This window comes from Pseudomonas sp. p106 (assembly GCF_003936645.1).
GTDB lineage: Bacteria > Pseudomonadota > Gammaproteobacteria > Pseudomonadales > Pseudomonadaceae > Aquipseudomonas > Aquipseudomonas putida_E.
In genome coordinates, this window is record NZ_RHQR01000001.1 from 119,383 (window position 1) to 142,862 (window position 23,480).

The following is a 23,480-nucleotide window of genomic DNA, read 5'->3' on the forward strand; positions in this document are numbered from 1 at the left end:
CGGGTACAAGCGAGCATTGCGAAAAAACCGCTGCTTGAGCTGTCAGGTAGGGGGCATGCGATCGACAGGGCCGCGCACCGGCGCGACGTAGAAATAAGGGGGGACAGAGCGGGGAGTGCAGAGGATGTCTGCGAGCTTCGAGGCAGCTCGGGCGCCTTGTTTGACTTCACGCCCACTGGCTGCAGATCGGTTTGCAGACAGTGAGCGCAAATAGCGATGGATACGTGTGATTCCTGGCATGGGGTACTTCGCTTCCTTTGTTTGTAACTGGGATTCCTTTTTTACCCTTGCACGGATGCGCAGTGACATGCAACCGGCAAGGGCCCAGTAGGGAACCATGCACGGTTCGTTCTCTACCTGTTCAGCGCTGCTTGCTCCCTGAGCACCTGCATCTGCTGGCGATAATCCGCGGTGACCTGGCGCGCCTGTTCGGGGTTGTTCACGACCCTTGGCGTGATCAGCACGATCAACTCGGTACGGTCACGGCTCTTGGAGGTGCTGCCGAACAGCCAGCCCAGCCCGGGTATGCTCGACAGGCCCGGCACACGGGTATCGGATTGGCCGTTGTCCTGCTTGATCAGCCCCCCCAGCAGTACCGTCTGGCCGCTTTGCACCGCTACTTGGGTCGATACCGCACGGCTGGAAATGCGCGGGTTGGGCTGGGTGGTGGTGACGGCGCTGTCGTCGGCGTCGCTCACTTGCTGCTGGATATCCATGTACACCAGGCCACCGGGGTTGATCCGGGGCACGACATCGAGAATGACACCGGTCTGCACGTATTCGACACTGCTCAGGGTGGTATCGGAGTCGCTGGTGTTGACGGTGGTCTGGCTGATCGGAATGTTGTCGCCGACCTGGATCTGCGCCTGCTGGTTGTTCAGCACCACCAGCGAGGGGGCCGAAAGCACCTGGGTCAGGCCGCGTGTTTCCAGCGCGCGCAGGGCCACCTGCAGGTTGCTGCTGACGAAGGAGTAGAACATCGAGGCGCTGCCCAGCGCGACGCCACCGGCACCCAGTGCACCTTGGCTGCCGCTTTCGTTGGCGACGGTGGTGCTGGACGAATTGCCGGCCAGGCGGCCCAGGTACCACTGCACGCCCAGGTCCAGATCGCCGGTGAGCTTGACTTCGAGGATGCGTGTTTCGATCTGCACCTGCAGCGGCGGGCTGTCCAGGCGCTTGATGGCCGATTCGATCTCTTTCCACTGGGCTGGCCGCGTGCGTACCAGCAGCTGGTTGCTGCTTTTCTGCGCGGTGATGCGCACCGACTCTTGAAGGCTCTTGACCGAGCCGTCGCCCGGCTCGGCGCTGCTGGCCTGGGTTTGCTCAGTGTCCTCGTAGTCATCCTCCGATGGCGCCTGGCCGATACTGGCCTGGGTGCTCATGCCAGTGCCGCCCAGGCCTTGGGCCGACTGGCCGCCGGTGCCGTTGAGCGAGGTCAGGCTGGTGGTCTTGAGCCCTGGCGCGACGCTGGCCGCCTTGTCGTCGTTGATCTGCCCCGAGCCATAGATCTGGCGCAGATAACGGGCAAGGTCAGTTGCTTTCATGTTGCGTACGTCGTACACGAACAGCTGTGGCTCGTTGCCACCGCCTTCATCGATGGTGCGGATCCAGTCGCCGACTTCCTGCAAGTATTCCGGTTGCGCAGAGATGGCGACGATCGAGTTGGTGCGTTCGTTGGGCATGAACCTGACCATCTCCGACAAAGGCATGCCGCTGTCGGGCCCGAACAGTTTTTGCAGCTGCGGCATGAGCTCGGCCACCGAAGCGCGTTGCAGGCCGTAAACGCCAATCGACATGCCCTTGAGCCAGTCGACGTCGAAGGTGTCGATGGTGTCCTGGTAGTTGGCCAGTTCATCGGGGGTGCCCGCCAGGCTGATCACGTTGCGAGCCGGGTCGACCAGCAGGAAGGCATTTTCACGCACGAAGGGCTTGAGCAGCTTCTGCATCTCGCTGGCACCGATGTAGCGCAGCGGGTAGAGCCGGGCGGCAAGGCCCGTGGCAGGCTGGGCGACCGGCACCTGTGGCACCAGTTTGCCGGCGACGGCCTTGTCGGCCGGCAGGATCACATAGCGCTCGCCCTGGCGGATCATGGCATTGTCGGTCCACGACAGCAGCGTTTCCAGGATCGACAGTGCCTGCTGCTTGGTGACCGGCTTTGAGGTGGAGAAACTGACGCTGCCTTTGACGCCTTGGCTGATGCTGTAGTTTTCATGCAGCAGGTCGCCCATGACGCTGTTGATCACCGCCTCGATGGGCTGGTCGGTGAAGTTGAACACGATATCGCCTTGCTCATCCTTCGCGGCGGGGGGCGTTGCCGAGGCCTTGCGGATGAAACGCTGGTTGCCGGTGATGATCTGCCGGCCAGGCGCCGTGCGCGGGGCCGTAGCAGCGGGCGCGGCAGCGGGCTCGAGGCTGGTGACCACAGGTGCTGGGGCGTCGGCGCCGTTGAAGGCTTGCTGCAGCAGCGCCGGGTCGGTGTGCAGGTCACGTTGCGTGGTGGCGCAACCGGCCAGGGCGATGGCGACACTCAGGCCGAGCAATGGCGCACGCAGAGTAGGGAATGGGTGGCGTGAAGGAGCTTGCATGGTCATGGGGTTTCAATACGCGGAAGAGTGATGGCGGAGGCCTTGGACGGCGGCGGCAGGCGCAGCAGTGGCATGCTCAGGGTGTGCTGTTGCCCGGCACGGGTGAAGGTTGCGCTCAGCGCCGTCAGCCGGGTAAGGGTCCAGCCGCTTGCCAGCGTGCTGCCCAGCGCAACCTTGCTGGCTGGTTTGCGGCCTTCGCGCAGGTAGGCCCAGCGCGACTGCCCGTCGAGCACCACGCCGGTCAGCGTCAGGTTGGCCAATGCAGGGCTGTGCTGGCCTTGCTGTTGTGGGTCGGGCTGACGGTCAACGCTGAAGATCGGGTGCGCCCAGGTGGCGGCACGCACTGGCTGGGCAAGCTCGGCCAGTGGCGCGGGTGGCTGGTGGGCGGGCGTCGCTGAAGGCTTTTGCGCCGGCAGCCACTGCGGTGGGTTTGGCGCGACAAGCATCCAGGCGACCACGGCGAGGGCACTGACATTGGCAGCCAGCAGCACCAGATGAGCGGCACGCATCATGAGTCGCTTCCTTCTGCTGGCTGCGCGTGCAGGTAACCGCGTATCAGCAGGTGGACTTCCAGGCGCCCGGCAGGCCCCTTGGCTGGCGCCGCAGCACTGCGGCGTATGCTCAGCTGGTCGATGAACAGGCTGGGCTGGCCGTACTCCAGTGCATGCAGCAGGGCCGCCAGCGGTTCGATGGCGCAGGCCAGCGTCAGGCTGACCTTGACCGGGCGATAAGGCTCGGCCTGGCCCTGCTCGGCGGGGGCGATGGGCATGCGCTGGGTGATATCGCAGCCGGGGCCGACGTGCGCCTGCGCCTTCACCTGATCGACGGCACGCTGCATCAGGTCGGCGGCTACGGCGTTGGGGTCTTCGCCCGGCAGCAGGCTGTTGCGTTGGGCGGGGTCGTTGCGGCTGCGCTGCAACTGGGCCTGCAGTTCAGGTTGCTGAAGCATTAGGCTGGCATAGCGCCGTTGCTGCTCGCGCAACGTCTGGGCTTGCGCGTCCAGGCTGCGCAGGGGGGCGAGCAGCAGGCATTCGAACACCAGGTACCAGGCCAGCCAAAGCAACAGCGCGAGCACGCCCAAGGCGCAGAGCTTGCGTTCTCTGCTAGTGAGTGGGCGCATGCGGCACCTCCTGGCTGAGCTGGGCGGTGATGGAAAAGCGCTCGCGGCCCGTGGTTTTGTCGGCTTGGATGATGCCTTTGAACTGCGCGTGCTCAAGCGTGGTGCAGGTCTTTACCTGCGCCAGCAAGGCACTGGTGCGTTCGCTTTGGCCGGTGAACGTCACCTGCGTGCCATCGCTCACTTCCAGCTGCTCTATCCAGGTGTCGTCGCCCACGCAGGCGGTGAGGTCGGCCAGCAGCGCGGTGACAGTGGGGCGTTGTGCCTTGAGGCTGGCCAGGTAGGTCGAGGCGCCCAGCGTGGTGTCCAGGGCCTGGCGCAAGTGCTGCACCTGCTGGGCGGCCTCGCGTTGTGCCGCCACTTCGCGCTGCATGGCCAGAACCTCGCCCTGGCGGCGCTCCAGCCAGGCTGCGCCAAGCATTACGCAACAGGCTGCGCAGCTAAGCCACAGCCACCGGCCCAGCTGGCCTGGGCGTGACCGCGTGCGGGCGCTTTCGGCCGGCAGCAAGTCGATCATCAGGCGTTCGCCGCGGGCGTCCAGTGCATCGATGCCGACCAGGTGCACACCCTGTTCGCCACAGGCAACCAGCAGGGTGTCCAGGGTACTGCGTGCGATGGCCACCAGTTCAACCTGGGCCTGTGGTGCGCGGCGCTGCGCCACGCGGGCGACAAAATGGACCTGGTCGGCGGTATACGGCGTGTAGCGATCGATTTCGTAGGCCAGCACCTGCATCAGGTTGCGCGTGGCGGCAACGGGCAACTCGATGTGCTGCGTCAGCACGTGCGAGGCAGGCAGCAGCAGAACGGCAGGCTGACTGTGCTGGCAGTCGGCAGGCAACGGCCATGGCAGCACCTGCGGCGTATTACCGTTGCCAAGGCGCGCGGCGACCGCCTGCGGGAGCATGCCCAGCAGCTCGGCCCGCCATGCGCTGAGCCAGTACCGGGCACGGCTGGCCCGCCAGCGTGCCTGGTAAAGCTGCTGTTGGCTGCCCCAGCGTGCCGCACAGTGTTTTGCCAGGCGGATCAATCCTGCCACCTCAATACCCGGTAAGGCTTGCCACCGGAGTAGGCCGGCAGCAGCACGAAGGTTGCCTTCAGGCGTGACTGAAAGCCGCCGGGCAAGGTGGCCTGGCTGGTGACGGTGAGGATCGGCCCGCCATCCGGCGAGGGCCCGTGATAGTGGGGCAGGCCCAGCACACTGGCCAGTGTGGGTGATGCCAGGCTGGGGTCGGGCTGGGCATTGCCCGACCAGACGGTGATGAAGGGCAGGGCACGGTCATAGACGGCGTAGCTCATGCCGGGCAGTTCGCGAAATTCTTCGAGCATTCGCAGGGGTACCTGGTTGCGCCTCGTCCTTAAAGCCTGAGTGATGATTTTCGAGCGTTCGGCGGTGGCGCCACTGGCACGCAGCAGTTTTGCCAGGCTCGTTGAAGGTGTTGCGTTGAGGTCCAGCTTGCCCCGTTCGCTGACCACACTGATGTGCAGCGTGCTGCCTGCAAAGTGGGCCACGTGGACTTGGCCATCGGCGAGCCAGCGCGCCTGGCCGCCGCGCAGCAGGTTGGCCACGGCCAGGTTGAAGCCTGCCTGGGCGGCGAGCCCGGCCTGGGTCTGGTTGCCTTGCCAGCGGGCCTGGCGCTGCTGCAGTTGGACCGATACCGCCAAACCGCCGAGCAGCACGCTCAGCAAACCGACGACCCAGAGCACCAGCAACAGGGCCGCGCCGCGCTGGCGGCTCATGGCCGGCCACCGTCGCCGGACAGGTCAAGCAGCAGGTTGACCTGCAGCAGTGGCCAGGCCTGAGTGCCTTGCAGTTGCACCGCCACGCGCACTGCCTGGGGCAGCCGCTCGGGCCACGGCCACTGGGGCATCCAGCCGGTGGCCTTGCCCAGCGGGGAGTAGCCGCGGTAATTCAGGTGCAGCCCTTTGACCCCCTCCAGCAAACGCTGGGGCTCGCCCCAGGCCTGCAGGCGTTGGCCTTGCAGCCTGGCCAACTGGATCTGCAGACGCCCTTGACGCAGTTGCAGGCGCTGGCGGTAGATCCCCCCGCCTACAGAGCTTGGCAGCGGGGCGAAAAACACCACTGTGTCGTTTTGCCCTTCGAACGTCGCGGTGTGGGCGCCCTGGCCGGTCGCTGCGGTCAATGGCAACGCCTGGCCCAGCGCCTGGCGCAGGAACCGCTGGGTTGCACGCAGTTCATCGAGCCGGGCGCTGTAGCGCTCGGCCTTTGCCACTGAGCGGTTGGCCGCCACCAGGGCGCTGCCGACCAGCCCCAGCAGCAACCCCAGCAGGCTGATGACCACCAGGATCTCCAGCAGGGTAAAGCCTGCCTGGCGTTTCATGTTTCACTGCCTGGCGCGCGTGCGCGCAGGGTGCTGTAGCGCCAGGTGTGCCCGCTCTCGCTCAGGGTAAGGTCCAGCCGGTACAGGTCAAGGCGTGTGGGCACTGCCTGCTCCAGGGTGACGTCCAGCACCCAGTCGATGCCCTGCCAGCTACCCCGTTGCTGGCCCACGGCAAGCGGGCCCAGGTCGAAGTCGTCCAGCAGCGAACGCGCCGCCGCATTGTGGCGGTCACTGCGCTCTACCTGCGCCAGTGAGCGGCTGCTCTGGGCGAATGCGCCCAGCAGGATGCTCGAGGCCACCACCAGCAGGGCAATTGCTGCCAGCATCTCCAGCAGGGTGAAACCGCGCTGACGGTTCATGGCAACTCCCGCACTTGCACACTGCCGGTGAGCCAGCTGACGTCGATGCGCCAACGCGCTTGGCCGCGGCTGATCAGGATGTTGCCGCCGCTGGCCGCGCCATCGGGGTAGAACTCAAAGCCCGCCCCCAGGCCGCGGGCCGTCTGCAGGCGCACGGTGAAGTCTTCGGGCCAGCCCTGGGGCGTGCGCCCGGGTGCCTGCACCTGCCTGCGCTGCAGGTCGAAGCTCGCGCGCACCGGTTGCCCGCTGGCGATGGCCTGCACGCGGGCGCTACGCAGCGCCGACACCATGTTTGCCAATGCACTGCGCTCATGGGCCACCAGCATGCCCCGGCCAATGCCAACGGCCAGGATCGACGTGGCAACGCCGACCAGGACGATGACGATCAGCAGTTCGAACAGGGTAAAACCGCGTTCGCGGGGCGGGCGCGCTGCCATGGTTATTCCCAGTTGCCCACGTCGGCCTTGTAGCCTTCGCCACCGACCGCGCCATCCTGGCCGAGGAAGATCAGGTCGAAGCTGGCGTGGCTACCGGGGAAGTGGTAAGCGAAACCATGGCCAAAGGGGTCGACCAGGTCCGAGGGCTTGGCATACGGCCCGGCCCAGCGGCTGGCGTTGGCCGGCTTTTTTAGCAGTTGTTCAAGGGTTGCCGGCGGCGCCCCGACATCCAGGGCATAGCTTTCGACCTTCATGCTCAGGCTGGCCAACTGCGCCTTGCCGGCACCGTACTTGCCCTTGTCGACGTTACCGCCGACCTGGCGCACCACGATGGTCGCGACAATGCCCAGCAGCACGATCACGGCAAGCATTTCGAGCAGGGTGAAGCCCGCTTGGCGGGCGTTGAAGCGTTGCTTGGAGGGCATGGGCGGTTTCCTAGATATTGCTGGTAAGGCTCATCAGCGGCAGCATGATGGCGAGCATGATTGCCGCCACCATCACCGCCATGACGATGGTCAGGGTGGGCACCAGCGCCGCGAGCAGGCGGTCGATGGTGCGTTTGGCTTCAAGGTCGTAGACATCGGCGACTTTGAGCAGCATCGCGCCGAGGGTGCCCGACTGTTCACCGACTTCGATCATCTGCAGGGCAAGCTCCGGCAGCAGGGCCTCTGCCGATAGCGCAAGGCTCAGGCTGCTGCCTTGCCTGACCTGGTCGGTGGTGCGCTCCACATGCTCGCGCAGTGCATGGTTGGCACTGACTTCGCGGCCGATCGCCAGTGAACCGAGCAGGGTGACGCTGTTGCTCAACAAAGTGCCCAAGGTGCGCGCCAGGCGTGCGGTTTCCAGGCGCTGCAGCAGCGGGCCGAACAGGCGGTTGCGCCACAGGCGCAGGTCCTGGGCGACGCGCCGACGCGGGTCACGCCGTGCGGCCAGGCCAAGCCAGCCGGCGCCGAACAGCGTCAGCAGGCAGGCCAGCCCCCAGGCATTGACGAACTCGCCCATGGCCAGCACGGCGCGGGTCACCAGCGGAATGGGCACGCCCAGGTCCTGGAAGATCGGTACGAATTGCGGCACCACGTAGGCCAGCAGCAGCGCCAGCGAGCCGACCACACCGATCACCAGGAAAGCCGGGTAGATCAGCGCGTTGATCACTTCGCCACGCAGTTTGTGGCTTTGTTCCAGGTAGCCGGCAAGCTGGCCAAGGGTCGCTTCGAGTACACCGCCGGCCTCGCCGGCCCGCACCAGGCTGGTGTAGAACGGTGAGAAACTGCCGGGGTGTTCTTCAAGCGCCTGGGACAGCGGCAAGCCGGCTTTGACCTGCTCGCGCACCCGCTCCAGCACGGCCTGGGCGGCGGGCCTGCGCACGTTCTTCAGTACGGTGCGCAGCGCCCGGTCCAGGGGTTGCCCGGCGCTGAGCAGGGTAGTGAGCTGCTGGGTGATGGTGATCAGTTCCACCGGCTGGAACACGCTGCGCGCCTTGCCCGAACGCAGCAGGCGGCTGCCCTGCCTGAGCTGCAGGATGAGCAGGCCGCGCCGTTGCAACTGGCGAGCGGCGTGGTCACGGTCACTGGCGTCCAGTTCGCCTTGCTGCTTGCGGCCTTCGCTGTCGAGCGCGGTATAGGAAAAGGTCGGCACCTCAATCACCACCCGTGACGCGCAGCACTTCTTCAAGCGAGGTGACGCCGGCCAGGGCCTGGCGCAGGCCGTCCTCATAGAGGGTCACCAGCCCGTTGCGACGGGCGTGGGCCTCCAGTGTGGCGGCATCGGTCTGGCGCATGAGCATGCCGCGCAGGTCTTCGTCCATGACCAGCAGTTCGGTGATCGCGCTGCGCCCATGGTAACCGCCGCCCGGCGCCTGCTCGTCTGGGCGGTACAGCATGATCGGACGCTGTTGCGTATAGCGGGCCAGTTGGTGGCGTTCGACCAGTTCGGCCGGTGCCTGGAAGGCGATACGGGTGGCCGGGTCGAGGCGGCGCACCAGGCGCTGGGCAAGGATGCCCTGCAGGGTGGAGGCGAGCAGGTAACCTTCGACGCCCATGTCCAGCAGGCGGGTGATGCTGGCGGCGGCGCTGTTGGTGTGCAGGGTCGACAGTACCAGGTGCCCGGTCAGCGATGACTGGATGGCGATGCGGCAGGTTTCCAGGTCGCGCATTTCACCGATCATGATCACGTCCGGGTCCTGGCGCACGATCGAGCGCAATGCCGTGGCAAACCCCAGGCCGATGGCAGGCTTGACCTGAATCTGGTTGATGCCGGTGAGCTGGTATTCGACCGGGTCTTCCACGGTGATGATCTTGCGTTCGGCGGTGTTCAGGCCCGACAACGCGGTGTAAAGGGTGGTGGTCTTGCCCGAGCCGGTGGGCCCTGTGACCAGGAAGATGCCATGGGGGCGCGCCAGCAGATGCTCGATGCTGTGCAGGGTGGGGCCACGGATGCCCAGGCTGGCGAAGTCGAAACTCACGGTTTGCCGGTCCAGCAGGCGCATCACCACCGACTCGCCAAAACTGGTCGGCACGGTCGAGACCCGCAAGTCCAGCTCGCGGCCCTGAATGCGCAGCATGATCCGCCCATCCTGCGGCAGGCGGCGCTCGGCGATATCCAGCCGGGCCATGATCTTCAGCCGCGAGATGACCGCCGCGGCGTAGCCGGCCGGTGGTGCTTCGCCTTCGACCAGCACGCCGTCGACCCGGTAGCGCACTTTCAGCTGGGTTTCGAAAGGTTCTACGTGGATATCCGAAGCGCGACGGTCGACGGCGTGTTGCAGCATCAGGTTGACCAGGCGGATCACTGGCGCCTCGGAAGCCATGTCCTTGAGCTGTTCGATGTCGCCTTCGTCGATGCTGTCGTCGTCCAGGGTCTGGATCAGCGCGCCCATGGCCGAGCGGCCTTCGCCGTAGGCCTGTTCGATCAGGGCGGTGATCTCGTCGCTGGTCCCTACCACCAGCTCTACCTGTTTTGCCGCCTGGTAACCGAGTGCGTTCAGCGCGTAGGCCGAAAGCGGCACGGCGGCGGCGACCTGCAAGTGGCTGCTGCTTTCACTGAGGGTGACCACGCCGTAGTGGCGAGCAAAGCGTTCGGTGGCCACAGGCGGGGTGTCGACACGCTGCCCGTCAAGCCTGGGCACGCCCAGCAACTCGGCGTAGGCCGCGGCCATTTGCTGCTCTCTTACTGCACCCAGGCGCAGCAAGGTGCGCAGTTTTTCATGTTCGCCCATTGCCTGCGCCACGCCCAGGCGTGCAGCACGATTCATATCAGCCGGTTGCAATGCGCCAGCATTGAGCAGCCACTCACATATATCGTCAGCAGAAGGAATAGTTGATTTCATTATGATGGCTTAGTGCAAGTGCTGGCCATATAGCGGCACTTTACTACTTGTCAGGCCTGAGGTGGCCCGGAGAATACTTTGGAATTTTAACCGTTGCAACAGCCTATATTTTTGGGTTTTTCAGTGTGAATTAGCTGGCTGTTTTCAGCGGTCTCGAAAGCATATCACCCATCTAAACCTAATTGCAACTAGGTTTAGTGGAAGGTAAATTATTGCCGTTGATTCTCAAAAAAAGCATGAAAAAACCACAGTTCTAACAAATGTTGGAATCTGTGAATATTAATATGCTCTTAGCATGTGTTTAATGTAATTCTATTCTTTATATTTCGATGTTATTTGGCGTGGTTTTTTTGGTTTTTTGATGCGTTGCTCACTGTGCACTTCATGAGCGCTTGAACTTTTCAGTTAACTGCCCAGACTTACGCGCCGGCCGGGCCCTGTTTGCGGTCCGCTAATTCCTGCATTCTTTTTTCGAGAACTATTCGATGAATAGACTACTGCTGCCGTTCGCCTGTTCGGCACTGCTGGCCACTGTGCCAAATGCCTTCGCAGATACAAACGGCGCCACTTCCGGTACAGCGGCTTATGAAGCCCGTGAACAACTGGACAGCCAGCGTGAACAACTGTCCGGTGTCAGCGATGTTGCAAAGGGCGCCACTGATGCCAATGCCTTTGTCGACGCGCCGGTAGACACCGCTGATGCGCCGGCGCTGGTCAGCCAGCCGTAAGGCCGCAGGTTTGCCTGCTCCCATTCTGTTCTTGAGGATTCAACCCGTGAAACATTTCAAACAGGCCGTGAGCCTGATGGCGCTCGGCGTCATGCAGGCCTCGGGCGCTTTGGCGGCCGGGCCGGCCACCGGCAACGAGGTGGAGGCCCGGGTCAGCTCCATCCTGGACAACATGAACCAGGCCGAGAAGATCAATTTCACCCGGGTCAACGACGGCCACATGATCCCGTCGCTGCTCAAGTGGGGTATCCAGGGCACGGTGGCGTACGACTCGTCCATGGGCGTGCACGTCAATAACGCCACCTTTGGCGCACAGTACCCTTCGCAGTCGGCCCTGGCCGCCACCTGGAGCATCAACCGGGCCAAAGAGTTCGGCCTGGCCATTGCCTATGAAACGCGTATTTCCGGCGGCCAGCAGATGCTCTCGCCCGGGGTGAACCTGTACCGCACGCCCTACAACGGGCGTTCGGCCGAATACGTCAGTGGCGAGGACCCGTTCCTTGGCGCGGTGCTGGCGCCGGCCATCGTCAACGGCATCCAGGCCCAGGGGATCCAGGCCAGCGGCAAGCACTACCTGGCCAACGAGCAGGAGGCCAATCGCCAGGCGGTCAATGTCGTGGCCGATGAACGCACGCTGCGTGAGCTGTACTTGCCCGGCTTCGAGTCGATGGTCAAGAACGCCAACGTGGCGTCGATCATGTGCGGGTTCAACAAGGTCAACGGCGACTACGCCTGCGAAAACCACCACCTGATCACCGAGGTGCTCAAAGGCGAGTGGGGCTATCAGGGCACCGTGATCAGTGACTTCAATGCCATTCACGACCCGTTCAAGGGGGCATGGGCGGGCACCGACCTGGACATGCCTTCGGGCCTGCAGTTCACCGAGGCCAACCTGCTGCCGTACCTGTGGAGCGGCCAGCTGACCCAGAACGTCATCGACGACAAGGTCAAGCGCAACCTGCGCGCCGTGGTCAGCTACGACTTCCAGGAAAACCTCAACACGGCAAAGACGCTGGAGCACACCGAGTATGGCCAGCGCGCCTCGCTGAACGCTGCACGTGAAGGCATCGTGCTGCTGCGCAACGCCGATACCGCTGCTGGCAAGCCGCTGCTGCCGCTGGCGCGTACCGCCAGAATCGCAGTGATCGGCGACTGGGCCAACCAGGCGCCTGCCTCGCCGTTCGGTACCGCCAACTCGCCACCCAACAGCTACGTGACCGAACTCAGCGGGCTGCAGCAACTGGCGTCGAACAGCGCCAATGTCACTTACCTGTCGGCGTTGAGCCTGAACCCCAAGGCGGCAGTCTGGTACCAGCCGACCTCGTCCGGCAGCGGCGTCAGCAATGCCGGGGTGAAGGCCGAATACTTCAGCAACACCAGCCTCAGCGGCAACCCGGTACTGACCCGCATCGAGCCGGGCGTGAACCTCAACTGGACCACCAGCACCAATGAAACCAGCACCGGCACCACTGCCGTGTCCGGCTTCAGCCCGACGGCGGGGGCGTTCTCCGCACGCTTCAGTGCGACGATCAAGCCGACCGTCTCGGGTGCGCATGTGTTCAAGGTGCGCGCCGACGGCCCTTACAAGCTTTGGGTCGATGGCAAGCTGGTGGTGCAGAGCGACGGCGTGCCGTACTCCTCTGATGTGGTCAACGCGCTGACCACCTCGGGCAAGAGCGCTGCCCTGGTGGCGGGCAAGTCCTACAACGTCAAGCTTGAGTACCGCCGTGTGCAAGGCAACTTCACGCCGGCACTGGGCGGCCTGGCAGGCGTTCAGATGAGCTGGGCGTCCCTGCGACCGCCGAAGGACATCGCCAGCTACGATGCCGTGGTGATCGCCGCGGGCACCAACTACGAGAACGAGGGTGAAGGCTCCGACCACGGCTACGCGCTGCCGGACCAGCAGGCCGAGTTGATCAAATTCGTCACCAAGGCCAACCCGAACACCATCGTCGTCACCCATGGCGGCGGCGTGGCCGACATGCAGCCGTGGGCCAAGAAGGTTGGCGCAGCGTTGCATGCCTGGTTCCCGGGGCAACAGGGTGGCCAGGCACTGGCTGAAATCCTGTATGGCAAGGTGAACCCGTCGGGCAAGCTGCCGGTGACCATCGACAAGAAGATCGAAGACAACCCAAGTTACGCGTCCTACCCGGACCCGGCCGCCTACCGTGGCGACAACCCGCTGACCGAGATCGACTACAGCGAGGGGCTTTACATGGGGTACCGCGGCTATGACAAGAAGCACGCCAAACCGCTGTACCCGTTCGGCTTCGGCTTGTCGTACACCACGTTCGGCTATTCGGACTTGAAGCTCTCGACCAATGTGATGACCCCGGGCAACACGGTGAACGCCACGTTCACCCTGACCAACACGGGTGACAAGGCGGGCTTTGAGGTCGCGCAGCTGTACATTCAGCCGATCGACCCGCAAGTCGACCGCCCGAAGAAGGAGCTCAAGGGCTTTACCAAGGTGTACCTGGAGCCGGGCCAGAGCAAGACCGTGAGTTTGCCGATCGACTCGCGCTCGCTGGCGTACTTCGTACAGAACACCGACAGTTGGGACGTCGATGCCGGCAAGTTCAAGGTGTGGGTCGGCCCGGACTCGGAAAACCTCACGCTGCAGCGCACGCTGGTCACGCTCATGCCGCAACACTTGACCACGCGTGACAGCAACCCACTACCGGCACCGCTGCAAGCGGCGGTGCAGGTCAGCGACAGCCAGGCTTACTGACCGTCGCACTAGGCCTTGATGCAAGAGGCAAGGCGTAGCAGGTAGGCGTCGAAGACCGCTTCGACGTCGACCTGGTCCGGGGCGCGCAGCCACTGGATCTGCAGGCCATCCATCACGGCGAAGATCTCGGTCGCCAACGCCTTCGCATCAATGTCCTTGCGCACCTCGCCATGCTCGACCAGCGCCGCCAGGTGCGCCTGGGCGTGGGCGTGGGTCAGCGCGAATTTCTCTTTGTACCAGGGCCAGGCCGGGTGCTGCTCGGACAGGCTTTCGACGCTGATCATCATCGAAGCCTGGCATTCAAGCAGGTTCTGCACGCTGAAGTTCATGCTCATGCGCACGAAGGCCAGGAAGTTCGCAAGCGTCGGCGCCATCTCCAGCTCGGCAAACTTCTCCGTCACTCGCCGATCGCGCCGATCGAGCAAGGCCTGCAGCAACGACACCTTGTTGGGGAAGTGGTGCAACAGCCCGACCGTGGTGATGCCGGCGATTTCGGCCACATCGCGCATGGAGGCCGCTGCATAACCGTCTTTGGCGAACACGGCGGTGGCCGCATCCAGCAGGGCGGCGCGGCGCATTTCGCCCTTGGGGGCGCGGCGGCGTTTGGTGACCGGTGTGCTGGACGCTTCGCTTTCGTGATCCTGACCTGACATAAACCAACTTCAAGCTGTGGTGGGTGGTGTGCCGGTTCCGCTGAAGCGGCGAGGGCGATTATGGCAAAAGTTCTAGGGTTCGTGCGCCCGGTATGCGCCTGGGCGGTTGATCAGGATGGCCGTGGCGACGCTGGCCAGTGCGACCAGGGCATTGCCGACCCACAGCCCGAGCATGACGCCGCTGGCACCCTGCAGTGCTGCGCCTGCGCTGACGAAGGGCAGGGTACCCAAGGTGGCGCGAAGCCAGGCGTAGAAGGCCACCCACCCTGCCTGGCCACGGCAGATGAACAGCGAAATGGCGATGAAGTCCAGGCCCATGATGACCCACAGCCCCGGCCCGTACCGGCACAGGTCCTCGATCAGTGCCTGCCCCGGGCCTGACAGCGCGAAGGCATGGCCAAGCCACGGCGCGGCGCTTGCCAGCACTGCCCAGGCGACCAGGCCGTACACCACCACCAGCCTGGCGGCGCTGTGCAAGGCTGCCTGTGAACGCGCATGGCGGTGCGCGCCCAGGTTCTGTGCCAGGATCGGCACCAGCGCGCCCGGCAAGGCGAAGTACAGGCAGTAGGTAATCTGCAGCACTCTGTCCATCACCGCCATGCCAGCCATGACCGAGACCCCGAACAGTGCCAGCTGCGCCATGGTGTAGGTCAGGGCGACGGGCATCGCAAGATTAGCGAGGGTGTAAGGCAAGGCAATGCGCATGATGCGTGCGCCATACAGCCGCAGCGGGCGTAGGCGTATGCGCGTGGCAAGGCCGACATGGGCCCTGACCAGGTACAGGCCCGTCAGGCTGCCTGCTGTGGCTGCCACCAGGCAGGAAAGGCCGGCGCCCAACAGTTTCAGGTCCAGACCAAAGATCAGTATCGGGTCGACGATGGCCAGGCAGGCGGCACTGGCCAGCACCACTGCCAGCGCGCGCCCGCTCAAACCTTGCGCCCGGAGCACTTGGGCCGTGGCTTGAGTGAGCGCCATCAGCACCGACGCCACCAGCGTCATGGCAATGAATTGCCGGGCAAGCGGTGAGGCGGGCGCATCGGCCCCCACCAGGCCGGCGAAGAAGTCCAGGTTGTACCACTGCAGTGCAGACACACTGGCCGAGACCAGCGCGGCGAGGATCAGCATGTGGCTGGTCAGCACAGGCACCGAGGCGCTCGAACCCTGGCCGACCCTGCGGGAGATCATGGTGCCTGCAGCGACGACAATGCCTGCCACCAGGCTTGAATTGAAAAAGGCCAGGGTCTTGGCGATGCCTACCGCAGCAATGAGTACTTCGTCATGCAGCAGGGCGACATACGTGAGCGTGAGAATGTCGGTCAGGAAAATCGCCAGCAGGCTCAGCGCACTGGTAAACGCCATTACCCGTACGTGGTGGGTCAATGAACCTTGGGTGAATGTGGCGGGGTGCTTCATCTTGGGGGGGACCGCTAGGGTGGGTGCAACAGTGCGGTACCAAGACAACGTGGGCTGCGAAGAGTTTAATGGAAAAGCCGCGTGAGTGTTCTTCACCCGACACGCTGCAACTGCCAAGTGGTAGCTGGCCGGCTGGGCTCAATGCAGCCGTAGCAACCGGTCCAGTGACAGAGCGCCGGCACCCCGGGCTATCAGCAACAGCAGCAGGCCAGCCCACGACAGGTGGGTAGGCCAGGCGTCCGGGTAGACGAATATCTGGATGACCGCTGTCATGCCGAGCAGGGCAAGCGCTGAAAGCCGGGTGAACAGGCCCAGCACCAGTAGCAGTGGGAACAGGTGCTCGGCGTAGGTTGCCAGGTGGGCTGCGAGCCAGGGCGAAAGCAGCGGCAAGGCATACTCGCTCTGGAACAGCTCGTAGGTACTGGGCGTGATGCTCAGCAGACCCTCGACCTTGGTGCGGCCTGACAGGAAGAATATCGAGGCGATGCCCAACCGCGCGACCAGGCACAACGCACTGTCGTTGAGCAGCCGTTGCAGGCAGTCGGCAAGGCCGTTCCAGCGTTGGCGCAGGCCAATGGGTGGAGCTGGGGGGCGCAGGGTGTCCATGGCCGTTCCTTCAATCGAATGAAAGCGGGAGAAAGACCCGGGCCTGCATCAGGCGACCGAGCAGGCTGGTGAAGTCGAGGTCAGGCTGGCGTTGCAGGGCAAGTTGCGAGGCGCCTTCCAGTGAGTGACCGGCTGCGCAGGCATCCAGGAACGTGCAGCCACCGGCCTCGAGTGGCTGATGGTTCACGCCGTCCTGGTCGGCGCTCAACAGTGCGCCTTCTGCCACCCAGGGTTGCGACTGTGGCCATGGCAGGCCCTCGCGGCTGCGGCGCCACAGGCTAAGTGCCGGGTGAGCGGCGAACCACTGCCAGCGCACGCTCTGGCGCGGCCGCAGGTGGCTGCCACCCAGGTCGCTGGCCGTCATGCCTGCCAGGTCGGCCAGGGCCAGGCAAGGTTGCTCGATGGCGCTGAACACTTCGCACCAATGCCAGTCCAGGCGTGCGACATCGGCCAGGTAGGGCAGGCCGTGGCTGGCCTGGCTGGATTGCAGAAACGCCGCGAACGTCGCACCGTAGCGGATCAGCCGTGCGTCGTCAGGTGGGGTGTGTTGTGCGTAGGCGGCAGCGGCTTGCTGCATCCAGCCGGCGCCGACCAGAGTTTCGACACTGGGGAAGTTGGCGCGCAGTGCGTCCACGCAGCCGGCCATCACGGTATTGCGGTAGACCGCGAACGCCGGTTGGCGTGTCAGGTTGTGCAGCAGCGGAGCAGGGCGCAGGTAGAGTGCATCGATGAAGGCGTCCTGGAACTGGCCAAGTGGCAGGTTCATGGCAAGGCTCCTGCGTGGTCGAGGGTCGACTGGGCAATCGCCCGTTCGGCAAGCAGTTCATCGAAGGCGGGGAGGTTGCCGTCGCGTTCGATCAGTGTCGGGCGCGCGCCGATGCGCGCGATCAGCCGGCGGTACAACGCCCAGACCGGTTTGGCAATGGCTGTATCGTGCGAGTCGATGAGCAGTGCGCCTTGGTCGTCGTGGCTGTGGCCGGCCAGGTGCACTTCGCTGATGGCATGGGCCGGGAAGCGGTCGAGGTAGCCCTGGGCGTTGAAACCCAGGTTGTGGGCGCTGACATGAACATTGTTGATGTCCAGCAACAGCGTGCAGCCGGTGCGGCGCACCAGCTCGCCGAGGAACTCGATTTCGTCCAGGTCGTGCCCTTGCAGTTGCAGGTAGTGGCTGGGGTTTTCGATGGCGATGCAGCGCCCCAGGGCATCCTGGGTGCGCAGGATATTGTCACTGATGCGTGCCAAGGCTTCGTGGCTGCGGGGGAACGGCAGCAGGTCGGGGTGATACTGGTCACGCCAGGAGGACCAGGCCAGGTGCTCCGACACCAGCACCGGGTTTACCTGGTCGATCAGCACGCGCAACCGGCGCAGGTGGGTGGTGTCCGGTTCGGCGTCCGCTGCCAGTGACAGCGCAACGCCGTGCAGCGACAGCGCATGGCGTTCGGCCATGCGCTGCAGCCACGCCAGGCGCGGCCCGCCGACCATGTAGTTCTCTGGATGCACCTCATACCACAGGCCTTCTGCATCGCAGGCCAAGGCCTGGGCAAAGTGTTCAGCCTTGAGCCCGAGCCCGGCGCCCAGAGGGGCAGTTCGGTTCATGGTCGGCGGCCTCTGCTCAAGACTTGATCGGGGTCAGTGAACCCATGCCATTGGGCGTCTTGATCGAGGTGCAGGTGCCGGCCGGGACGTTTTTCCAGGCCATGGCGTCGTAGTCTTTTTTGGAGCTGCCTGCGCAACTGGTGCCGGCACCGGCTTTGCAGTCGTTCTTGCCGGCCATGGCGACGCCGTAGCATTTTTCCATGGCTGCACCGTTGCTGGTGGTATCAGCGGCGGTGGCGACGCTGGCCATGGAAGCAAGGGCCAGGGCGGCAGTGGTAAGGGCGAGGGTATTCATGGGGGGGTCTCCAGAGAGTGGGGCCGTGGTGATGTACCGAAGGCTCATGGACTAGTTCGCGGTGGCCGCTGCTGCGGTTACAGGCCCGCGAAAATATTTTCAGGTTGCTGCATTTGACCTGACTCATGCGCTGAAAAGCGCAGCAGCGGCTAAGGTTCGATAAAAGAAAAAACTACAGACGGTGTAACCTTGGCCCCCCATGCAACGAACTAACTCTCAGGACCACCTCGGCGCACGCGAGGCGCAGTTGCAGGGCTTGCTGCTGCGCGGGCTGGCGGGCGATGCACGGGCCTACCGCGAATTCCTTGCGGCGCTGGCGCTGCATGTGCGTGGGTTTCTGCGGCGGCGGCTGCAGCAGCGCCCGGCCGAAATCGAAGACTTGCTGCAGGAAGTGTTGCTGGCCGTGCATAACGCACGTCATACCTACCAGCCGCAACAGCCGTTGACGGCGTGGGTACAGGCGATTGCCCGTTACAAGCTGGCAGATTACCTGCGCCGCTATGCGCACCACGACGCGTTGCACGAGGTGCTGGAAGACGACAGTGACCTGTTCGCCACCAGTGATGAAGCGCCTGCCCAGGCCAGCCGCGATCTGGGCAAGCTGTTGGGGCGGTTGCCGGCGCGCCAACGCTTGCCCATTGTCCACGTCAAGCTCGAAGGGCTGTCGGTGGAGGAGACTGCGCGTATCACCGGGCTTTCCTGTTCGGCGGTCAAGGTGGGCATACACCGGGGGCTCAAGGCGCTGGCCAAGCTGATTCGAGGCAGTGAAGAGCATGAAGACTGATGAACTGATTACCCTGCTGGCTGCTGGTGAAGCGCCGGTGGGGCGCCATGCGCTGGCACGGCGCCTGGCGCTGGCGTTGCTAGCAGGCACACTGGCTGCGGTGCTGATGACGGTGGCCGTCTATGGCGTGCGCAGCGACCTTGCCGAAGTGGCGCGTACGCCGCTGTTCTGGGCCAAGCTGGCCTTGCCCGCCAGCCTGGCGCTGCTCGGGCTGTGGTTGACGCAGCGCCTGGCCAGGCCCGGCGTGCGCGGCGGGGTGGTGTGGCAACTGCTCGGGCTACCGTTGCTGCTGGTCTGGCTGGGAGCAGCGATCAGCCTGTTCGGGGCTCCGGTCGAAGCCCGTGCCGATTTGATCTTTGGGCGTACCTGGCGCACCTGTGCGTTGAACATCACGCTGCTGTGCGTGCCGGTGTTCATCACCCTGTTCTGGGCATTGCGTGGCCTGGCACCGACGCGGCTGCGCCAGGCTGGCGCAGCCGCGGGCCTGCTCGCCGGTGCGACCGCAACCTTGGTTTACTGCCTGCACTGCCCGGAAATGCAGGTGCCGTTCTGGGGGATCTGGTACGTGCTGGGGATGTCGGTGCCCACGTTGATGGGAGCAGTGCTTGGCCCGCGTTTGTTGAGGTGGTGAAGATGTAGAGCCTGGCTGATCGAGCGATACGGTGGGCTAGCGCAATGTTCGCTCAATTCCCCCAACCAGCAGGCTTTCCATCAACCCCAACCCTTGTTCCTCAGGCAAAGCCTTCAGCATCCCAGGCAACTGGTTGAGCAACGTCGCCACCACCTGCGCCGTCGCCGCCAATGCTGCGTCGGGCAGTTTCGCCTGTGGTGCGATCAACCGCAGCAACCCTGTCTCGTAACGTTTGCGCAACAACGCCAGGCGCGTTTGCTGCGCTTCGCTCAGGCAGCAGAAGTCCCGTGCGGCCAGGCGAAACTGCAGGGGCCGTTCGGCATGCAGTTGCCAGTGCGCTGCAATCAGGCAAGCCAACGCCGAACCCCCACGCGCCATAGCGCGGCGGCCAGGCTCCAGGGTCGCCTGCAGCTCCTCGTACAACTCTTCGATCAGGTCGTACAGCAAGTCCTGCTTGCTCGGGAAGTGGTGATACAGCGAACCTGCGGTCACGCCCAGATGTGCCGCCAGTTCGCGCATGCTCACCTGGCCGAAGCCCTTCTCGGCGAACAGCGCCATGGCCCGGTCACGTCGCTCTTCAAAATTGGCACAGCGCATCGCGGCATTGACCGGGGGCATGCTGTTAGCTCCTCAGTAGGTGAAGAAGCCGCGGCCGCTCTTGCGCCCCAGCCAGCCGGCCGCGACCATTTCCCTTAGCAGTGGGGCAGGGCGGTACTTGCTGTCGTTGAAGCCCTCATGGAAGGCTTCCATGATCGCCAGCAAGGTGTCCAGGCCAATCAGGTCGGCCAGCGCCAGCGGGCCGATCGGCTGGTTGCAACCCAGGCGCATGCCAGTGTCGATGTCCTCGGCACTGGCCAGGCCCTCCTGGCGCACGAAGATCGCTTCGTTGATCATCGGCACCAGGATGCGGTTGACCACGAAGCCCGGGCGGTTACCGGCAGTGATCGGCGTCTTGCCGAGCTTCTCGGTAACCAGCAGGGCCTGGGCATAGGTGCTGTCGCTGGTTTGCAGGCCACGGATGATCTCGACCAGGGCCATCATCGGCACCGGGTTGAAGAAGTGCACGCCGATGAACCGCTCAGGGTGCTCGATACTGGCCGCCAGCTGGGTCACCGACAGTGACGAGGTGTTGGTGGCAATCAGGCAATCGGGCGCCACGTTGGCAGCCACTTGCTGAAGGATGCGCTGCTTGAGCTGCAGGTTTTCGGTCGCCGCCTCGATCACCAGTTGCGCAGTGCTCAAGCGGGCATAATCGGTGCTGGTGCTGATGCGCGCTTTGGCTGCGCTGGCGCGCTCAGCATCGAGGGTACCCTTGTTGACCTGGCGCTCCAGGTTTTTGCTCAGGGTGGCTATGCCGCGCTCTAGTGCGGCCTCGGCGACATCCACCAGCAGCACTTGATAGCCGGCCACCGCGCAGACTTGCGCGATGCCGTTGCCCATGGTGCCGGCGCCGATCACGGCGATCTGTTCAATGCTCATGTTGCAAGTTCCCTCAGACGCGCTCGAAGACGACGGCGATGCCCTGGCCGCCGCCAATGCACATGGTGGCCAACGCGTAGCGGCCTTGAATGCGCTGCAGTTCATGGATGGCCTTGGTGGCAATGATCGCCCCGGTAGCACCCACCGGGTGGCCCAAGGAAATGCCGGACCCGTTCGGGTTGACCTTCTGCGGGTCGAAGTCCAGCGCGCGGGCCACGGCACAGGCTTGGGCGGCGAAGGCTTCATTGGACTCGATCACGTCCAGGTCGCTGATGTTCAGGCCGGCCTTTTCCAGCGCTTTGCGTGTTGCCGGAATCGGCCCCAGGCCCATCAGCTCGGGCTCGACGCCGGCATGGGCGTAGGCCACCAGGCGCGCCAGCGGCTTGAGGCCCAGGCGACGTACGGCGTCACCGGTCGCCAGCACCAGGCCGGCAGCGCCGTCGTTGATGCCGCTGGCGTTGCCGGCGGTAACGGTGCCGTCTTTCTTGAAGACGGTCTTCATGCCGGCCAGCTGTTCGGCGGTCACATCGCCGCGTACGTGTTCGTCAACGGCGAACTCGACGGTGCCTTTGCGGGTTTTCAGTTCCAGCGGCACGATCTGGCTGGCGAAGCGGCCTTCAGCGATGGCACGGGCGGCGCGGCGCTGGCTGGTCAGGGCCAGTTCATCCTGCATCTGGCGGGTGATGCCGTGCTTGGCGGCGACATTTTCCGCCGTGATGCCCATGTGGAAGTGTTCGAACGGGTCCTGCAGAACGCCGACGGTGTAGTCGATGCCTTGCAGGTCGCCCATGCGCGCACCCCAGCGGGCCTGTGGCAGCAAGTAAGGGCCACGGCTCATGGACTCGGCACCGGCGGCCAGGGCCACATCGGCATCACCCAGCAGCAGGCACTGGGTAGCGGAAACGATGGCCTGAAGGCCCGAACCGCACAGGCGGTTGACGTTGAACGCCGGGGTTTCCTTGGGGATGCCAGCGTTCATCGCGGCGACCCGCGACAGGTAGGCATCGCGTGGCTCGGTGGGGATGACATTACCCATGACTACATGGCCGACCTGCTCAGGGGCTACGCCCGAGCGTTCGAGGGCGGCGCGGCTGATGGCAGTGGCGAGGTCTGCCAGCGGCAGGTCCTTGAGCGAGCCACCAAAACCACCGATGGCGGAACGGACGGCACTGACGACGTAGATTTCTGCGCTGCTCATAGAGGCTCCGATTGCGAAGGCATGGCGGAAGCGGGCCAGGCTCTGCGAGAATGGCCGGCGCTCCCTCGTTGAGTCCGAGTCTAGGCAAAGGCCCTGTTCCAGCCTATGCCGGATCTGTTCAGTCAACCTGGCACTTTTTGCCACTCAGCATAGACAGCGAATAACGCCATGCGCGATAGCGATTCGGTCGCCGTGTACTTTCTCAATGCCATGTTTCATGCCCTGCGCGACCAGCCCTTGGCGCGTGACGCTCATCTGCGTGCGGTGGGCATCGACCCGGCGTTGCTCGATCAGCCGCAGGCCCGCGTACCGGCCAAGGCGTTCGCCCAATTGTGGCTGACGCAGATCCAGCAACTGGACGATGAGTTCTTTCGCCTCGACAGCCATGGCATGCCGCTGGGCAGCTTTGCCCTGATCTGTCGCGGCCTTATCCAGGAGCCGAACCTGGACAAGGCACTGCGCCAATGCTTGGGCAATTTCAGCCTGTTCCTGCATGACCTGCGCGGCAGCCTGACGGTGCGCGCCGGGCGGGCGGTGATCAGCGTGCACTCGGACATTGCCGACCCGTCGACCCGGGTTTATGCCGAGGAGACCTATCTGGTGCTGGTGGTTGGCCTGCTGTGCTGGCTGGCCGGGCGCCGTCTGGCCATCGACCGCACCGAACTGGCAGTGGCGCGCCCGGCCCAGGACGACGACCTGCTGCTGTGGGGGCCGGACTTGCGCCTGGGCAGCGGGCGCACCGAGGTTGAGTTCGACAGCGCCTATCTGCGTCTGCCGGTGGTCCAGGACCTGGCCGGTCTGAAAACCTTCCTGCGTAGCGCGCCCCAGGGCCTGGTGATCCGCTTTCGCAACCAGAATGGGTTGGTGGCCCAGGTGTACCGGCATCTGCGTGCCCGGCGCTATGGGCAATGGCCGACGCTGGCGGCCCTGGCTGAGCAGCAGGGGATCAGTGCCAGCACTTTCCGCCGCCAGTTGGAGCGCGAAGGGCGTTCGTATCAGCAGATCAAGGATGAGGTGCGGCGTGCCATGGCGTTCGAGCGTTTGCGTGAGGGGGTGATGAGCATTGCCGAAATCGCCGAGCAGGCAGGGTTCCAGGAGCCCAGTGCGTTTCATCGGGCGTTCAAGAAGTGGACGGGGCAAAGCCCGGGGAGATATCGGGCTAGGTTGGTTGGGCAGTAGCGTTGGCCCAGCCATGGGCCGAAGC

25 protein-coding genes are annotated in these 23,480 nt (G+C 64.5%); 5 read left to right on the plus strand and 20 right to left on the minus strand.

The genetic code is table 11. The features are described from left to right. Positions 1-353 precede the first annotated feature (353 nt). From gspD to gspE, 11 genes are read right to left on the minus strand one after another with little or no spacing between them, the layout of a single operon-like run. Positions 354-2,591: a type II secretion system secretin GspD gene (gene gspD / locus EGJ09_RS00565; protein ID WP_125922901.1), complete on the minus strand. Its 2,238-nt coding sequence runs from the start codon at positions 2,589-2,591 to the stop codon at positions 354-356. Then, positions 2,588-3,097, minus strand: a complete 510-nt coding sequence (locus EGJ09_RS00570; RefSeq protein WP_125922902.1) for a type II secretion system protein N — start codon at positions 3,095-3,097, stop codon at positions 2,588-2,590. The genes gspD and EGJ09_RS00570 overlap by 4 nt, the downstream gene beginning before the upstream one ends. After that, entirely contained in the window at positions 3,094-3,705 is a 612-nt protein-coding gene (gspM, locus tag EGJ09_RS00575) for a type II secretion system protein GspM (protein ID WP_115275113.1), read from the minus strand. Before gspM ends, EGJ09_RS00570 begins: the two co-directional genes overlap by 4 nt. Then, positions 3,689-4,738 (minus strand): type II secretion system protein GspL, encoded by a 1,050-nt coding sequence (locus EGJ09_RS00580; protein WP_125922903.1) that lies wholly within the window; start codon positions 4,736-4,738, stop codon positions 3,689-3,691. The genes gspM and EGJ09_RS00580 overlap by 17 nt, the downstream gene beginning before the upstream one ends. Beyond that, a complete protein-coding gene (locus EGJ09_RS00585) occupies positions 4,726-5,439 on the minus strand; it encodes a general secretion pathway protein GspK (RefSeq protein WP_125922904.1) in 714 nt (237 codons plus the stop codon). The genes EGJ09_RS00580 and EGJ09_RS00585 overlap by 13 nt, the downstream gene beginning before the upstream one ends. Beyond that, on the minus strand, positions 5,436-6,041 hold the full coding sequence (locus EGJ09_RS00590) for a prepilin-type N-terminal cleavage/methylation domain-containing protein (protein ID WP_125922905.1): 606 nt from the start codon (positions 6,039-6,041) through the stop codon (positions 5,436-5,438). Before EGJ09_RS00590 ends, EGJ09_RS00585 begins: the two co-directional genes overlap by 4 nt. Then, on the minus strand, positions 6,038-6,400 hold the full coding sequence (locus EGJ09_RS00595) for a type II secretion system protein (RefSeq protein ID WP_046785527.1): 363 nt from the start codon (positions 6,398-6,400) through the stop codon (positions 6,038-6,040). The genes EGJ09_RS00590 and EGJ09_RS00595 overlap by 4 nt, the downstream gene beginning before the upstream one ends. After that, entirely contained in the window at positions 6,397-6,837 is a 441-nt protein-coding gene (locus tag EGJ09_RS00600) for a GspH/FimT family pseudopilin (protein ID WP_046785526.1), read from the minus strand. The genes EGJ09_RS00595 and EGJ09_RS00600 overlap by 4 nt, the downstream gene beginning before the upstream one ends. 2 nt (positions 6,838-6,839) lie before the next feature. Continuing rightward, on the minus strand, positions 6,840-7,262 hold the full coding sequence (gspG, locus tag EGJ09_RS00605; protein ID WP_046785525.1) for a type II secretion system major pseudopilin GspG: 423 nt from the start codon (positions 7,260-7,262) through the stop codon (positions 6,840-6,842). Between the two features lie 10 nt (positions 7,263-7,272). Beyond that, positions 7,273-8,472: a type II secretion system F family protein gene (locus tag EGJ09_RS00610; RefSeq protein WP_125922906.1), complete on the minus strand. Its 1,200-nt coding sequence runs from the start codon at positions 8,470-8,472 to the stop codon at positions 7,273-7,275. A 1-nt stretch (position 8,473) separates the two neighbouring features. Next, positions 8,474-10,162: a type II secretion system ATPase GspE gene (gspE, locus tag EGJ09_RS00615; protein WP_125922907.1), complete on the minus strand. Its 1,689-nt coding sequence runs from the start codon at positions 10,160-10,162 to the stop codon at positions 8,474-8,476. A gap of 485 nt (positions 10,163-10,647) precedes the next feature. Here gspE and EGJ09_RS00620 point away from each other — a divergent pair, with 485 nt between their 5' ends. Continuing rightward, positions 10,648-10,890, plus strand: coding sequence for a hypothetical protein (locus EGJ09_RS00620; protein WP_115275108.1), 243 nt, complete (start codon positions 10,648-10,650; stop codon positions 10,888-10,890). Positions 10,891-10,966: 76 nt separating this feature from the next. Continuing rightward, positions 10,967-13,621: a glycoside hydrolase family 3 protein gene (locus tag EGJ09_RS00625; RefSeq protein WP_256658375.1), complete on the plus strand. Its 2,655-nt coding sequence runs from the start codon at positions 10,967-10,969 to the stop codon at positions 13,619-13,621. Between the two features lie 8 nt (positions 13,622-13,629). Here the strand turns inward: EGJ09_RS00625 and EGJ09_RS00630 are convergent, their stop codons facing one another. The 6 genes from EGJ09_RS00630 to EGJ09_RS00655 form a co-directional block, all read right to left on the minus strand. Then, a complete protein-coding gene (locus EGJ09_RS00630) occupies positions 13,630-14,274 on the minus strand; it encodes a TetR/AcrR family transcriptional regulator (RefSeq protein WP_125922909.1) in 645 nt (214 codons plus the stop codon). A gap of 72 nt (positions 14,275-14,346) precedes the next feature. Continuing rightward, complete coding sequence (locus EGJ09_RS00635; protein WP_125922910.1) at positions 14,347-15,687, minus strand: MATE family efflux transporter; 1,341 nt, start codon at positions 15,685-15,687, stop codon at positions 14,347-14,349. A 138-nt stretch (positions 15,688-15,825) separates the two neighbouring features. Continuing rightward, positions 15,826-16,293, minus strand: coding sequence for a DoxX family protein (locus tag EGJ09_RS00640; RefSeq protein ID WP_125922911.1), 468 nt, complete (start codon positions 16,291-16,293; stop codon positions 15,826-15,828). A 10-nt stretch (positions 16,294-16,303) separates the two neighbouring features. Beyond that, positions 16,304-17,059, minus strand: a complete 756-nt coding sequence (locus EGJ09_RS00645) for a DNA-binding domain-containing protein (RefSeq protein ID WP_125922912.1) — start codon at positions 17,057-17,059, stop codon at positions 16,304-16,306. Further along, complete coding sequence (locus tag EGJ09_RS00650; protein ID WP_125922913.1) at positions 17,056-17,889, minus strand: DUF692 domain-containing protein; 834 nt, start codon at positions 17,887-17,889, stop codon at positions 17,056-17,058. Before EGJ09_RS00650 ends, EGJ09_RS00645 begins: the two co-directional genes overlap by 4 nt. A 16-nt stretch (positions 17,890-17,905) precedes the next feature. Further along, complete coding sequence (locus tag EGJ09_RS00655) at positions 17,906-18,184, minus strand: DUF2282 domain-containing protein (RefSeq protein WP_115275101.1); 279 nt, start codon at positions 18,182-18,184, stop codon at positions 17,906-17,908. 199 nt (positions 18,185-18,383) lie between these two features. On the opposite strand from EGJ09_RS00655, the gene EGJ09_RS00660 reads away from it, so the two are divergent. Further along, entirely contained in the window at positions 18,384-18,968 is a 585-nt protein-coding gene (locus tag EGJ09_RS00660) for a sigma-70 family RNA polymerase sigma factor (protein WP_046785519.1), read from the plus strand. Continuing rightward, entirely contained in the window at positions 18,958-19,599 is a 642-nt protein-coding gene (locus tag EGJ09_RS00665) for a DUF1109 domain-containing protein (protein ID WP_046785518.1), read from the plus strand. Before EGJ09_RS00660 ends, EGJ09_RS00665 begins: the two co-directional genes overlap by 11 nt. Before the next feature lie 36 nt (positions 19,600-19,635). Here the strand turns inward: EGJ09_RS00665 and EGJ09_RS00670 are convergent, their stop codons facing one another. From EGJ09_RS00670 to EGJ09_RS00680, 3 genes are read right to left on the minus strand one after another with little or no spacing between them, the layout of a single operon-like run. After that, positions 19,636-20,217, minus strand: a complete 582-nt coding sequence (locus EGJ09_RS00670; RefSeq protein ID WP_012314083.1) for a TetR/AcrR family transcriptional regulator — start codon at positions 20,215-20,217, stop codon at positions 19,636-19,638. Positions 20,218-20,229: 12 nt separating this feature from the next. Next, a complete protein-coding gene (locus tag EGJ09_RS00675) occupies positions 20,230-21,078 on the minus strand; it encodes a 3-hydroxybutyryl-CoA dehydrogenase (protein WP_125922914.1) in 849 nt (282 codons plus the stop codon). A 13-nt stretch (positions 21,079-21,091) separates the two neighbouring features. Continuing rightward, positions 21,092-22,276, minus strand: coding sequence for an acetyl-CoA C-acyltransferase family protein (locus EGJ09_RS00680; protein WP_046785516.1), 1,185 nt, complete (start codon positions 22,274-22,276; stop codon positions 21,092-21,094). A 168-nt stretch (positions 22,277-22,444) separates the two neighbouring features. On the opposite strand from EGJ09_RS00680, the gene EGJ09_RS00685 reads away from it, so the two are divergent. Next, complete coding sequence (locus tag EGJ09_RS00685) at positions 22,445-23,455, plus strand: AraC family transcriptional regulator (protein WP_125922915.1); 1,011 nt, start codon at positions 22,445-22,447, stop codon at positions 23,453-23,455. Positions 23,456-23,480: the final 25 nt, after the last annotated feature.